9 protein-coding genes and 1 pseudogene are annotated in these 13,272 nt (G+C 74.1%); 4 read left to right on the top strand and 6 right to left on the bottom strand.

Annotation, left to right across the window (positions count from 1 at the left end; all coding sequences use genetic code 11):
• Window positions 1-3 precede the first annotated feature (3 nt).
• Window positions 4-1,382 (bottom strand): annotated as a pseudogene (locus B1H29_RS25110) (sigma-70 family RNA polymerase sigma factor).
• A gap of 134 nt (window positions 1,383-1,516) precedes the next feature.
• Between B1H29_RS25110 and B1H29_RS39500 the strand changes: the two are divergent.
• Entirely contained in the window at window positions 1,517-1,801 is a 285-nt protein-coding gene (locus B1H29_RS39500; RefSeq protein ID WP_234392952.1) for a hypothetical protein, read from the top strand.
• A gap of 40 nt (window positions 1,802-1,841) precedes the next feature.
• On the opposite strand, the gene dnaG is transcribed toward B1H29_RS39500, so the two are convergent.
• The 4 genes from dnaG to B1H29_RS25085 all read right to left on the bottom strand — a co-directional run bounded on the left by dnaG (window position 1,842) and on the right by B1H29_RS25085 (window position 7,515).
• Window positions 1,842-3,776, bottom strand: a complete 1,935-nt coding sequence (dnaG, locus tag B1H29_RS25100; RefSeq protein WP_055416783.1) for a DNA primase — start codon at window positions 3,774-3,776, stop codon at window positions 1,842-1,844.
• Between the two features lie 154 nt (window positions 3,777-3,930).
• Complete coding sequence (locus tag B1H29_RS25095; RefSeq protein WP_055416784.1) at window positions 3,931-5,196, bottom strand: NAD(P)/FAD-dependent oxidoreductase; 1,266 nt, start codon at window positions 5,194-5,196, stop codon at window positions 3,931-3,933.
• A gap of 145 nt (window positions 5,197-5,341) precedes the next feature.
• Entirely contained in the window at window positions 5,342-6,616 is a 1,275-nt protein-coding gene (locus tag B1H29_RS25090) for a deoxyguanosinetriphosphate triphosphohydrolase (RefSeq protein ID WP_055416785.1), read from the bottom strand.
• Window positions 6,617-6,654: 38 nt separating this feature from the next.
• Window positions 6,655-7,515, bottom strand: coding sequence for a sirohydrochlorin chelatase (locus B1H29_RS25085; protein ID WP_055417721.1), 861 nt, complete (start codon window positions 7,513-7,515; stop codon window positions 6,655-6,657).
• Between the two features lie 174 nt (window positions 7,516-7,689).
• Between B1H29_RS25085 and B1H29_RS25080 the strand changes: the two genes are divergently transcribed.
• Window positions 7,690-8,382: a SanA/YdcF family protein gene (locus tag B1H29_RS25080; protein ID WP_079160444.1), complete on the top strand. Its 693-nt coding sequence runs from the start codon at window positions 7,690-7,692 to the stop codon at window positions 8,380-8,382.
• Between the two features lie 109 nt (window positions 8,383-8,491).
• Window positions 8,492-10,927 (top strand): molybdopterin oxidoreductase family protein, encoded by a 2,436-nt coding sequence (locus B1H29_RS25075; protein WP_055416786.1) that lies wholly within the window; start codon window positions 8,492-8,494, stop codon window positions 10,925-10,927.
• A gap of 35 nt (window positions 10,928-10,962) precedes the next feature.
• Here B1H29_RS25075 and B1H29_RS25070 read toward each other — a convergent pair whose 3' ends face one another.
• Entirely contained in the window at window positions 10,963-11,394 is a 432-nt protein-coding gene (locus tag B1H29_RS25070; RefSeq protein WP_055416787.1) for a gamma-glutamylcyclotransferase family protein, read from the bottom strand.
• Window positions 11,395-11,558: 164 nt separating this feature from the next.
• On the opposite strand from B1H29_RS25070, the gene B1H29_RS25065 reads away from it, so the two are divergent.
• Window positions 11,559-13,205, top strand: coding sequence for a M4 family metallopeptidase (locus B1H29_RS25065; RefSeq protein ID WP_055416788.1), 1,647 nt, complete (start codon window positions 11,559-11,561; stop codon window positions 13,203-13,205).
• Window positions 13,206-13,272 lie beyond the last annotated feature (67 nt).

Below are 13,272 nucleotides of genomic sequence, written 5' to 3'. Positions count from 1 at the left end.
GGCTCAGTCCAGGTAACCCCTCAACTGGTCCGCGAAGGTGTGGTCGCGGAGTTTGTTGAGGGTCTTGGACTCGATCTGGCGGATCCGCTCGCGGGTCACGCCGAAGATGCGGCCTATCTCCTCCAGCGTGCGGGGGCGGCCGTCGACCAGGCCGTAGCGGAGCTGGACGACCTTGCGCTCGCGCTCGCCGAGGGTGGAGAGCACCGCCTCCAGATGCTCGCGCAGCAGCAGGAACGCGGCCGACTCCACGGGGCTGGCGGCGTCGCCGTCCTCTATCAGGTCCCCGAAGGCGACGTCGTCCTCCTCGCCGACCGGGGCGTGCAGGGACACCGGCTCCTGGGCGAGGCGCAGCACCTCGCCGACCCGCTCGGGGGCCAGGTCCAGGTGGGCGGCGACGTCCTGCGCGGTCGGCTCGTGGCCGCGTTCCTGGAGCATGCGCCGCTGGACGCGGACGACCCGGTTGATCAGTTCCACGACGTGGACGGGGACGCGGATGGTGCGCGCCTGGTCGGCCAGCGCCCGGGACATGGCCTGGCGGATCCACCAGGTGGCGTAGGTGGAGAACTTGTAGCCGCGGGCGTAGTCGAACTTCTCCACGGCCCTGATCAGGCCCAGGTTCCCCTCCTGGACCAGGTCGAGCATGGTCAGCCCCCGTCCGACGTAGCGCTTGGCCACGGACACCACGAGCCGCAGGTTCGCCTCGATCAGGCGGCGCTTGGCCAGGCGGCCCATGACGACCAGCCGGTCGAGGTCCAGGGCGAGCCGGCTGTCCAGGTCGACGGCGAGCCGCAGCTTCTCCTCGGCGAACAGCCCGGCCTCCACGCGCCGGGCGAGGTCGACCTCCTCGGCCGCGGTGAGCAGCGGAATCCGGCCGATCTCCCGCAGGTACTGCCGGAACAGGTCGGAGGAGGGCCCGCCGGTCTCCGTGCGGGTGGGCGGCGGCGGTTCGGCCGGCTCGGGGCCGTCGGCGGGAACGTCGGCCGGGTCCGGGCCGTCGGCGGGAACGTCGGCCGGCTCCCGGCCGTCGGCGGGGGCGTCGGCCGGTTCGCCCGGGTGGCCGGCCGCTTCGGGGACGTCCGCCGCGGGCGGCTCGTCCGGCCGGTTCTCGGGGTGGTGCACGGCGCGGTGCTGCGGGGGCATCGCGACGAGGACGCCGCTTCGCGCGTCCGGCGCCGCGCCGTCGGTACTGGTGTCGGTCTGGGTGAGGGTCTGGGTCTGCACGGGGGCGACCTCCAGGATGGACACGGCCGGCGGGGACCGGCGCGGTACTTCGGGGGCGGAGCCGGCTCGCTCGCCGCTGTCCGCCCCGTACGCGTGGGGCGCGGCCGCGGGGACCAGCGACCCGCCGGGACGGATCGGCCGCGCTCCGAGGACTCAGGCACCGCCCCCAGTGTGGGGTACGACACATCGCCGCCACGAGGGGCGTGCGGTGACTTTTTGCGTCCGGGCCGTGACCGCACGGTCACCGCCGGAAACCCGGGTGCCGGGCGGTGCCCCGCTCCGGCACGATCCCGGGATGTCCGGTTCCCGGTACGAAGCACATGTGACGGTGCGCTGCCCGGAGCCCGGTGAGGCCGAACGGCTCGGCCGGTGGGCCGCCGCGGCCGGCCTGAGGCTGACTCACATCGTGCTCGCCCGCGGACGGATGCGACATCAGCCGAGGACGTGGTGGAGGCGGCCGGGTACGTGGAGGTGGGGGCACTTCGTCACCGAGTACCCGCGGTGCGGGAACCGCGACGGCGAATTCGCCGAGCGGCTGGTGCGGGCGGTGACGCCGGCGTTCGCCCGGGACGGCGGCTGATCCCCGCCGGTCCGCACCGTCGGGTCCGCGCCGTCGCGTCTCACAACGCGGCGGCGCCGTGTTCGCGCAGGGTCTGGTCGTACTGCTGGAGGACCCACAGCTCGTTCTGCACGGCGGCCAGTTCGGCGGGGTCGCCGTGGCCGGTCAGGCGGGTGAGGCGGCCCGTGATGTCGCGGATGCGGCGCTCGACGGCCCGCCGCCGGACGGTGACCAGTTGGGCGCCCGCGTAGACCTCGTCGACGTCCTTCACGCCCCGGTGCAGCATGATCGCCTCGACCGCGAGCTCGGTGACCATGGCGCGGACGGCGTCGTCCGGGGCGGCCTCGCGGACGCGGACCAGGTAGTCCTGCGGGTCCTGGACGCCGAACTCGGCGCCGCCCGCCGCCTGGATCGCCTCGCGTACGGCGGCGTAGGGCGGGGCGGTGAACTCGTCGACGCCGTACGCGTCGAAGGCCGGGGAGACCAGCTCCGGGCGCTGGAGGGCGAGCTTGAGCAGCTCGCGTTCGGTGGCGAAGACGGGGTTGCGCAGATTGAGCGCCGGGCCGCCGCGGGGGCCCGGACCGGCCGGGGCGGCGTACTGCTGCGGGGCGCCGCCGCTGCCGCGCTGCGGCCGGTCGGGGGCGGGGCCCTTGCCGCCGCGGTCGCGGGCCCAGCGGGCCAACTGGGCGATCCGCTTGACCACGAACTGCGTGTCGAGGATGCCGAGCATGCCGGCGAGCTGCACGGCGACCTCGTGCTGGGCGCCGCTGTTCTTGATGCGGGCGACGACCGGGGCGGCCTCGTCCAGGGCGGAGGCGCGGCCGGCCGGGGTGTCCAGGTCGTAGCGGCTCACGATCTGGCGGAGCGCGAACTCGAAGAGCGGGGTGCGCGGCTCGACCAGGTCGGCGACCGCTTCGTCGCCCTTGGCCAGACGCAGGTCACAGGGGTCCATGCCGTCGGGGGCGATGGCGATGTAGGTCTCGGCGGCGAACTTCTGGTCGTCCTCGAAGGCGCGCAGGGCCGCCTTCTGCCCGGCCGCGTCGCCGTCGAAGGTGAAGATCACGCGCGCGGAGCCGTTGTCCATCAGGAGGCGGCGCAGGATCTTGATGTGGTCGCCACCGAAGGCGGTGCCGCAGGTCGCGATGGCGGTGGTGACGCCGGCCAGGTGGCAGGCCATGACGTCCGTGTAGCCCTCGACGACCACGGCGCGGCTGGCCTTCGCGATGTCCTTCTTCGCCAGGTCGATGCCGTACAGGACCTGGGACTTCCGGTAGATCGCGGTGTCGGGGGTGTTCAGGTACTTCGGGCCGTTGTCGGCCTCGTAGAGCTTGCGGGCGCCGAAGCCGACGACGTCGCCGCCGATGTCGCGGATGGGCCACATCAGCCGGCCGCGGAAGCGGTCGATGGGACCGCGGCGGCCCTCCTGGGCGAGGCCGGAGAGGATCAGCTCCTTGTCGCTGAAGCCCTTGCCGCGCAGGTAGCGGGTGAGGTGGTCCCAGCCCTGGGGGCTGTAGCCGACGGAGAAGTGCCGGGCGGCGTCCTGGTCGAAGCCGCGCTCGGCGAGGAAGGTGCGGCCGGTGTCGGCCTCCGGGCCGGCCGCCAACTGTTCCGCGTACCACTGGGCGGCGATCTTGTGGGCCTCGACCAGGCGGATGCGTTCGCCGCGCTGGTGGGTGGGGTTGTACCCGCCCTCCTCGTAGCGCAGGGTGATGCCGGCCTGACCGGCCAGGCGCTCGACCGCCTCCGAGAAGGTGAGGTGGTCGATCTTCATCACGAACGTGATGGTGTCGCCGCCCTCCTGGCAGCCGAAGCAGTGGAAGAACCCCTTGCTCGGGCTGACCTGGAAGGACGGGGACTTCTCGTCGTGGAAGGGGCACAGGCCCTTCAGGTTGCCGCCGCCCGCGTTGCGGAGCTGGAGGTACTCGGACACCACGGCGTCGATCGGGACCGCGTCCCGTACCGCCTTCACGTCCTCGTCGTTGATCCGTCCAGCCACGCCTGAAGTCTACGGTGCGGCACCGACATGCTCGGGCCCGGCGACGGGCGCTGCCCCGGAGGTCCGGCCCGCCGCGAAGCGGCCGTCCGACGCGGCACGGCCGGGGGGTCCGGGGGTGGCCCCCCGGGAATCGGGGCCGGGGGCGGACCGACGGCTATGCGATGAGGCTTTCGAGGGGTACGTGCGGGTTCGCCAGCGCCTCCGTGTCCACCGGGGCCTTCGAACGGATCAACTGCTGGATCGGCTCCGTGACCTCCCACACGTTCACGTTCATCCCGGCCAGCACCCGGCCCTCCCGCACCCAGAAGGCGATGAACTCGCGCTTCGCCGCGTCCCCGCGGATCACCACCTGGTCGTACGACCCCGCGGGCGCCCAGCCGGAGTACTCCATGCCCAGGTCGTACTGGTCGGTGAAGAAGTAGGGCACGCGGTCGTGGGCGAGGCCCTTGCCGAGCATCGCGCGGGCCGCGGCCGGGCCGCCGTTCAGCGCGTTGGCCCAGTGCTCCACCCGCAGGCTGGTGTCGAAGAGGGCGTGGTGGAAGGAGGCCACGTCACCGGCCGCGTAGATGTCGGGGTCACCGGTGCGCAGGTGCTCGTCGACGACGATGCCGCCGCCGTGCGCGCGGTCGGCGATCTCCAGTCCCGCCGCCTGGGCCAGCGCGGTGCGCGGGGCGGCGCCGATCGCGGCCAGCACGTCGTGCGCGGGGTGCTCCTCGCCGTCGTCGGTGCGGGCGGCCAGCACCACGCCGTCCTGGCCGATGATCTCGGTCAGCCTCACGCCGAAACGGAAGCGGACGCCGTGCGCCTCGTGCAGCTCGGCGAAGACGGCGCCCAGCTCGGGGCCGAGAACGCCGTGCAACGGGGTCGGTCCCGGCTCGACGACGGTGACCTCGGCGCCGTACTCACGGGCCGCCGCCGCGACCTCCAGCCCGATCCAGCCGGCGCCGGCGATCACCAGGTGGCCGTTGTCCCGGCCGAGGGAGGTGAGGACGCCCTTGAGGCGCTCGGCGTGGGCCAGGCGGCGCAGGTGGTGGACGCCGGCGAGGTCGGTGCCGGGGACGTCGAGACGGCGGGGCTCGGCACCGGTCGCGATGAGCAGCTTGTCGTACCTGACGTGGGTGCCGTCGTCGCCGTAGTGCACGGTCTTGGCTGCGCGGTCGATCTCGACGACGGTCTGGCCGAGGTGCAGTTCGACGTCGTGCCGCGCGTACCAGGCGGGCTCGTGCACGAAGACGCTGTCGCGCTCCTCCTTGCCGAGGAGGTAGCCCTTGGACAGCGGCGGGCGCTCGTAGGGGTGGTCGCGCTCGTCGCAGACGAGGATCACCCGGCCGGTGAAACCCTCCGTGCGGAGTGTCTCGGCCGCCTTCGCACCGGCCAGGCCGCCTCCGACGATGACGAATGTCTGATCCGCGTCGACCACTTGTCTGCCTCCTCGTCGGGGTGCCGCCACATGCGAGCGTCCCGCACGTGGCGTGGTGCGGGAAGAGGGAGTGACCCGATCAGGCCACGGAGGGACGTGTTTCGCGGACCTCCGTGCCTGTCGGGTCACACCTGTCCCGTCAGTCTCATGGGTGCCCCGTCAGGCGGGCGTGAAGCGAGCGGGCCGAGGCGTCGGTGAGGGAGGCGATCTGGTCGACGATCACCCGTTTGCGGGTCCGGTCGTCACCGGCCCGGTCGAACAGGGCGCGGAACTGGGGGTCGAGGCCGTCGGGGGCGCGGGCGGTGAGCGCCTCGGCCAGTTCGGCGACGACGACGCGCTGGTCGGCGCGGAGCCGCTCCTGCTCGGTGCGCTGCATGACGTACCGGACGGCGACCGCCTTGAGGACGGCGCACTCCATGCGGGCCTCGCGGGGAACGACGAGTTCGGCGGTGTACCGGGTGAGCCGGCCGCCCCCGTACGCGGCCCGGGTGGCGGCCTCGGCGGCGAGGCAGAAGCGGCCGATGAGCTGGCTGGTGGCGTCCTTCAGCCGGGCCTGGGCGACGGCCGTGCCGTCGTAGCCGTGCGGCCACCAGTCCTGGGCGAGGAGGCGGTCGAGCGCGGCGGCGAGTTCGGCGTGGTCGGTGCCGGCCGGGACGTAGCGGCCGGCGGCGGCCTCGAAGACCGCCTCGCGCTCGGGGTCGGCGAGCAGGCAGTTCGGGTCGATGTGACCGGCGTGCAGTCCGTCCTCGACGTCGTGCACGGAGTACGCCACGTCGTCGGCCCAGTCCATCACCTGGGCCTCGAAGCAGGTGCGGGCGCCGGGGGCGTCCTTGCGCAGCCACTCGAAGACGGGCCGGTCGTCGTCGTACACGCCGAACTTGGACGAGGCCGGGTCGGTGGGATGGGCGCCGCGGGGCCACGGGTACTTGGTGGCGGCGTCGAGGGTGGCGCGGGTGAGGTTGAGGCCGACGGAGCCCTCCTCGGTGAACCGCTTGGGCTCGATGCGGGTGAGGAGCCTGAGCGACTGGGCGTTGCCCTCGAAGCCGCCGCAGTCCTCGGCGAACGCGTTGAGCGCCTGTTCGCCGTTGTGCCCGAAGGGCGGGTGGCCGAGGTCGTGGGCGAGGCAGGCGGCCTCGACGAGGTCGGGGTCGCAGCCGAGGGCGGCGCCGAGTTCGCGCCCGACCTGGGCGCATTCCAGGGAGTGCGTGAGGCGGGTGCGGGGGCTGGCGTCCCAGACGGGGTTGCGCTCCCCCGGCGTGACGACCTGCGTCTTGCCGGCGAGGCGGCGCAGGGCGGCGGAGTGCAGGATGCGGGCGCGGTCGCGCTGGAAGGCGGTGCGGCCGGGGCGTTTGTCCGGCTCCGGGGCGAAGCGGGCGACCGACGTCGGGTCGTACGGGGGTGGGGGTGCGGTGCCTTCCATGTCAGGAACAGTATGCGGAAGGTGTGACAGTCGGGGGCCTACGCGGGTGCCGGGTGCGGTTGCCGGGCGAGTGCGGGGTACGTCGTGGCCGCTCGCGCAAGCGCGGCGGAGCCGCACGCCGATGCCTCCCGCGCCCCTTCGGGAACGTGGTCCTCCCCGCCGGTCGTCCATGCCCGGTCGTAGCGGTGCAGGAGCAGGCGGGCCATCGCCGGGTGGGTGCCCAGGGGGAGGGCGGCGATCCACGGGGCCGCTGCCGCGCACTCCGTCGCGAAGCGGCCCGGGGCCGTGAAGTACGAGGCGACGGCCACCCGGCGATGGCCCCGGGCGGTCAGCGCGCGCACCGCCTCCGGGACCGTGGGGGCCGCCGCCGAGGCGTAAGCGGGTACGACCGGGACGCCGAGGCGGTCGGCCAGCAGGGTGGCGGCGCGGGCCGTGTCGGCCTTGGAGTCCGGATCGCGGGAGCCCGCGGAGGCGAGGACGACGGCGCCGCCTCGGGGGGCGCGGGTGGGCCAGCCGGCCTCGGTGAGGCGGTCGTGCAGGGCGTCGACGAGCAGGGGGTGCGGGCCGAGGGGGGCGGCGACGCGGGTGCGGGCCGGCGAGGCCGCGGCCGTCTCGGGGATGTCCCGCTTGACGTGGTGGCCGCGACTGAGCAGGAGCGGGACCAGGACGGCCCGCCCGTCTCCCAGGGCGGCGAGCGTGTCGGGCAGCGGGGGCTCGTTCAGCTCGATGTGCCCGAGGTGCACCGGCAGGGCGGGGCGCAGGGCGCGGACCTGGTCGAGGAGGGCGCGTACGGTGCTCAGCGCGCGCGGGTCGCGGCTGCCGTGGGCGACGACGACCAGGGCGGGGGCGCCGTCGGGGGTGGCCGCGTGCGGCCCGCTCGTTCCACTCGTCACTGTCATCACCGTCATGCACCGATGGTGGAGGCGGGACGTTGCCTCCCCGTTGCGTGGGTGTCACAGGGATTTTCCGTCGGTTCACAGACCGCCGGGCCCGCCGTGTGAGCGGGCGGCGAACCGGACGGCGCTCCGGTACGTCACTACAGACCGGGAGACGACCGGGGAGGGGACCGACCGATGCGCCGCTGGAGACCTGGCAGACCGCGCCTGCCGCGCACCCGTGCGGGGCGGCGGCGGCTGATCCGGGCGGTGATGGCGGGGTGCGTGCTGGCGCTGCTGCCGGCCACGTGGACACACGTGGTGACCGACGGCCGGCTGCGCACCACGGCCGACGTGCCCCGCACCGAGGTCGCCGTCGTCTTCGGCGCCGGGCTGTGGGAGGGCGAGCCGTCGCCGTACCTCGCGCACCGCCTGGACACGGCGGCCGAGCTGTACCGGACGGGCCGGATCGAGGTGGTCCTGGTCACCGGCGACAACAGCCGCGAGGAGTACGACGAACCGGACGCCATGCGCGCGTACCTGGTCCGGCACGGGGTGCCCGACGGGCGGATCGTCAGCGACTACGCGGGCTTCGACACCTGGGACTCCTGCGTCCGGGCGAAGAAGATCTTCGGCGTGGACCGGGCGGTCCTGATCAGCCAGGGCTTCCACATCCGGCGCGCGGTGGCGCTGTGCCAGGAGGCCGGGGTGGCGTCCTACGGCGTCGGGGTCGACGACGTACACGACGTGACCTGGTACTACGGGGGCGCCCGGGAGATCCTCGCGGCGGGGAAGGCGGCGCTGGACGCGGTCTTCGAGCCGGACCCCACGTTCCTCGGGCCGAGGGAGCCGGGGGTGGCGCGAGCCCTGGACCTGGCCGGTGAGCGATGAGCCGTGGCGCGCCCTCACCGTGGCCGCAGGCCGACGGGGAGGTCGCCGTCCCGGCGGCGTAACAGAGCGCCGCCCGGTCGCGTAACACGGGCGACGCACGCTGGGCGGCATGCAGAACACCGCCACGCCCACGCACTGCCCGTACTGCGCCCTGCAGTGCGGGATGAACCTGACGCCCGCCGCCGACGGGACCGTCGAGGTGACCGAGCGCGCGGACTTCCCGGTGAACCGGGGCGCGCTGTGCGGAAAGGGGCGTACGGCGCCGGCCCTGCTGTCGTCCCGGGTGCGGCTCACCTCCCCCTTGGTGCGGTCCCGCGACGGGGAGCTGACGCCGGCCACCTGGGAGGAGGCGCTGGACCGGATCGCCGGGAACCTGGCCCGCACCCGGGAGGAGCACGGCGCGGACGCGCTCGGGGTGTTCGGCGGGGGCGGGCTGACCAACGAGAAGGCCTACACGCTGGGGAAGTTCGCCCGGGTGGCGCTGGGCACCTCGCAGATCGACTACAACGGGCGGTTCTGCATGTCGTCGGCGGCGGCGGCCGGCACGAAGGCGTTCGGTCTCGACCGGGGGCTGCCGTTTCCGCTGGAGGACATCCCGAAGACCGGGTGCGTGATCCTCGTCGGGTCCAACCCGGCGGAGACGATGCCGCCGTCCCTGCGGTACTTCGCCGAGCTGCGCGAGAACGGCGGCACGCTGATCGTCGTCGACCCGCGCCGGACGAGGACCGCCGAGCAGGCCGACCTGCACCTGGCGCCCCGGCCGGGCACCGATCTGGCCCTCGCGCTCGGCATGCTGCACCTGGTCGTCGCTCAGGGGCGGGTCGACGAGCGGTACGTCGAGGAGCGCACGGCCGGCTGGGAGGACGCGCGGGCGGCGGCGATGGCGCACTGGCCGGAGTACGTGGAGCGGATCACCGGGGTGTCCGTTCCCGAGCTGCGGGAGGCGGTACGGCTGTTCTGCGCGCCCGAGGCCGCGATGGTGCTGACCGCGCGCGGGCCCGAGCAGCAGGCCAAGGGCACGGACACGGTGGGCGCGTGGATCAACCTGTGCCTGGCGACCGGGCGGGCCGGGCGGCCCCTGTCGGGGTACGGCTGCCTGACCGGGCAGGGCAACGGGCAGGGCGGGCGTGAACACGGGCAGAAGGCCGACCAGTTGCCGGGCTACCGGAAGCTGACCGATCCGGCGGCGCGGCGGCACGTGGCCGAGGTGTGGGGGGTGGACCCCGACTCGCTGCCGGGGCCGGGACGCAGTGCGTACGAGCTGCTGGACGCGCTGGGGACGGACATCAGGTCGCTGCTGGTGATGGGGTCCAACCCGGTGGTGTCGGCGCCGCGCGCGGCACACATCGAGGGGCGGCTGCGGTCGCTGGACTTCCTGGCCGTGTGCGACGTGGTGCTCTCCGAGACGGCGGCGCTGGCGGACGTGGTGCTGCCGGTGACGCAGTGGGCGGAGGAGACCGGGACCACGACCAGCCTGGAGGGGCGGGTGCTGCTGCGGCGGCGCGCGATCAGCCCGCCGGACGGGGTCCGCGGCGACCTGGAGGTACTGCACGAACTGGCCGGCCGGCTCGGCGTGGAGAAGGGTTTCCCGACCGACCCCGAGGAGGTCTTCGAGGAGCTGCGCCGGGCGAGCGCGGGCGGGCCCGCGGACTACTCGGGGATCGACTACCGGCGGCTGGCGGAGGAGAACGGCGTGTTCTGGCCGTGCCCGGCACCGGACGGGACGAACGAGGCCACCGGCACCGACGGGACCACCAGGGCCGACGAGATCACCGGCATCGACGAGACCACCGGGGGTGAGGAATCCACCGGTGCCGACGAAACCACCGGCATTGACGAAGCCACCAGGGTCGACGAGACCACCGGGGCTGAGGAAACGACCGGTGCCGACGAGGCCACCAGGGCCGAGGAAGCCACCGGCCGCGACGGGGCCGCGCGGGCAGAGGAAACCACCGGCACCGACGAAACCACCAGGGCCGACGAAACCACCAGGGCCGAGGAAACCACCGGCACCGACGGGCCCGCGCGGGCGCGGGGACACCGGCATCCGGGCACCCCGCGCCTCTTCCTCGACCGCTTCGCCACCGACGACGGCAGGGCCCGGTTCGTGCCCGTCTCGCACCGTCCGAGCGCCGAGGAGCCGGACGACGAGTACCCGGTGCTGCTGACCACCGGGCGGGTCGTGGCGCAGTACCAGTCGGGCGCGCAGACCCGGCGCGTGGAGGAGCTGAACGCCGCCGCGCCGGGCCCCTTCGTGGAGCTGCACCCGCGGCTGGCGGCGCGGCTCGGGGCGGCCGAGGGCGATCCGGTGGCGGTCGTCTCGCGGCGCGGGCGGGCGGTCGCGCCGGCCCGCATCACCACCGGCATCCGGCCCGACACCGTGTTCATGCCCTTCCACTGGCCGGGCGAGGGGCGCGCCAACACCCTGACCAACCCGGCGCTGGACCCGACCTCGCGGATGCCCGAGTTCAAGGTGTGCGCGGTCCGGGTGGAAGCGGTGACGGACGTGGGGAGCGAAACGGTGACGGAGTCGGTCACGCCGTAGCGGTCACCGCGCGGTTGCGCTGACGCCGTGGACGGTCACCGCAGGGGCCAGGTGCCGCCCTCGATCGGCGTGCCCCCGGCCCGCAGCCGTGCGGCGACGGCCGGGGCGGCGACGTACACCCAGGCGCGCACGGGCCTCCCGTCCGCGGCCCGTACCACCGTCCTGGCCATGCGGACGTACAGGTTGCGCGGGTCGCCCGGCACGTACACCTCCAGCCGGTCGAGGGCGGCGAGCAGTTCGTCGTACGACTCCGGCCGGGCGGTGACGAGTACCCCGCCGACCACCGCGCCGACCGCGCCCGCCGGCTCCTCCACGGCGTACGGATAGCCGGGACCGGCGTAGAGCACGGCGCCGTGCAGGCGGGCCGGTTCCTCGGCACGGGTGCGTCCGCGCAGGAAGAGGTCGTGGTTGGGGCCGCCGGGGCGGAGCGTGCCGTAGACGAAGAAGGGGAGTCGCGCGGTTTCCACGAAGGGTCATTCTCTCCCCTCATGCCTTTCCCGATCTTCACGGGAGGGCTATGGACATGACATGTCCGGCTCCCTTAGACCTGAGTCGACATCAGCGCCCCCTCCCCCCACGCCCCCCACGCTCCCCCACGCGCCCCGAAGCGCTCCTCCCCCCAAGGAGTTCGATGAGCCGCCGAATACGGCACGTCCGACATTCCCGTCTCGCCACGGCCGGCATCGCCGCCGTCACCGCCGCCCTCCTGACGGCCGCCCTCGTCCCCGGCGCCCGGGCGGCCGGCCGGCCGAGCCCCGCCGCCGCCGTCGACAACGCGGCGACGGCCCTCGTGGGCCACGCCGCCGATCTGGGCCTGACCGCGGCTCAGGACACGGAGGTCCGCGACGTCGTCGTCGACGAGGACGGCACCCAGCACGTCCGCTACGACCGCACCTACCGCGGACTCCCCGTCCTGGGCGGCGACTTCGTCGTCCACCTCGACCCCGACGGCGACTACCGCGGCGCGAACCGCGCGACGAGCGCCACCCTCTCCGTCCCCTCCGTCGCCCCGAAGCTGCCCGCCCCCGAGGCCGCCGACCTGGCCGCGAACGCGCTGCGCGCCGCCAACCCGGGCGAGCTCCTGAAGAAGCTCACCGCCAAGCCCGAGCTGGTGGTCGACGCCCTGCACGGCGCCCCGAAACTGGCCTGGCGCACGAACGCGGCGGCGCTGGACTCCGCCGGCAACCCGGTCGCCCGCACGGTGCTGACCGACGCGCGCACGGGCGCCCGGATCGACGCCTGGGACTCGATCGAGAGCGCGGCGGGCGACGGCGAGTCGCTGTACGGCGGCACGGTGCCGCTGGAGACGACGCGGTCGGGTGCGTCGTACCAGCTCAAGGATCCGACGCGCGGCGACACGTACACCGGCGACGCCGGGAACCGGACCGACCTGTGCTTCCTCGGCATCTGCCCGGTCCGGGCGCCCTCGACGGTGTTCACCGACGCCGACAACCACTGGGGCACGGGGACCGCGGCCGACCGCGCCTCGGCCGCGGTGGACGCGCAGTACGGCACGGACGTCACCTGGGACTACTACGAGGACGTCCACGGGCGCAGCGGCATCGCGGGCGACGGCAAGGGCTCGTACAACCGCGTGCACTACGGCGCCGCGTACAACAACGCCTTCTGGGACGACAGTTGTTTCTGCATGACGTACGGCGACGGTGACGGGACGACCTTCGGACCGCTGGTCTCGCTGGACGTCGCCGGGCACGAGATGTCGCACGGCGTGACGTCGTCGACTGCGGCACTGACGTACTCGGGCGAGTCCGGCGGCCTGAACGAGGCGACCTCCGACATCTTCGGCACGCTGGTGGAGTGGCACGCGGGCAACACCGCCGACGCCGGGGACTACCTGATCGGCGAGAAGGTCGTCCGGGACGGCTTCGGACGCGACGCCCTGCGCTACCTGGACAGGCCGAGCAGGGACGGCAGTTCGGCCGACTGCTGGAGCACGTCGGTGGGCGACCTCGACGTCCACTACTCCTCCGGGGTCGCCAACCACTTCGCCTACCTGCTGGCCGAGGGCAGCGGTGCGAAGAGCGTGGGCGGCGTGAACTACGACTCCCCCACCTGCGACGGGTCCACCGTCTCCGGGATCGGCCGGGACAAGCTCGGCGACATCTGGTACCGGGCGCTGACGGTCTACATGACCTCGTCCACCGACTACGCGGGCGCCCGCACGGCCACCCTGGGCGCGGCCGAGGACCTGTACGGCGCCGACAGCCCGGAGCACGCCGCGGTGGGCGCGGCGTGGAGCGCGGTGAACGTGGGCTGAGCTGGGCGCGGCTCCCCGGGCGGAGCCCCGGCCGCCAGCCCCCGCCTGCGGGCCCGGCCCGCAGGAC

Origin of the sequence: Streptomyces pactum (assembly GCF_002005225.1) — a bacterium.
Classification (GTDB): domain Bacteria; phylum Actinomycetota; class Actinomycetes; order Streptomycetales; family Streptomycetaceae; genus Streptomyces; species Streptomyces pactum_A.
The sequence above is the reverse complement of the archived record's forward strand: the minus strand, read 5'-3'. Positions and strand labels throughout refer to the sequence as shown.

What these genes read in the sequence shown, in the direction of transcription:
- B1H29_RS25065 (WP_055416788.1), top strand. Translation starts at nt 11,559, where the DNA reads ATGAGCCGCCGAATACGGCACGTCCGACATTCCCGTCTCGCCACGGCC.
- B1H29_RS25090 (WP_055416785.1), bottom strand. Translation starts at nt 6,616, where the DNA reads ATGGAAGGCACCGCACCCCCACCCCCGTACGACCCGACGTCGGTCGCC.
- B1H29_RS25075 (WP_055416786.1), top strand. Translation starts at nt 8,492, where the DNA reads ATGCAGAACACCGCCACGCCCACGCACTGCCCGTACTGCGCCCTGCAG.
- B1H29_RS25080 (WP_079160444.1), top strand. Translation starts at nt 7,690, where the DNA reads ATGCGCCGCTGGAGACCTGGCAGACCGCGCCTGCCGCGCACCCGTGCG.
- B1H29_RS39500 (WP_234392952.1), top strand. Translation starts at nt 1,517, where the DNA reads ATGTCCGGTTCCCGGTACGAAGCACATGTGACGGTGCGCTGCCCGGAG.
- B1H29_RS25085 (WP_055417721.1), bottom strand. Translation starts at nt 7,515, where the DNA reads ATGACAGTGACGAGTGGAACGAGCGGGCCGCACGCGGCCACCCCCGAC.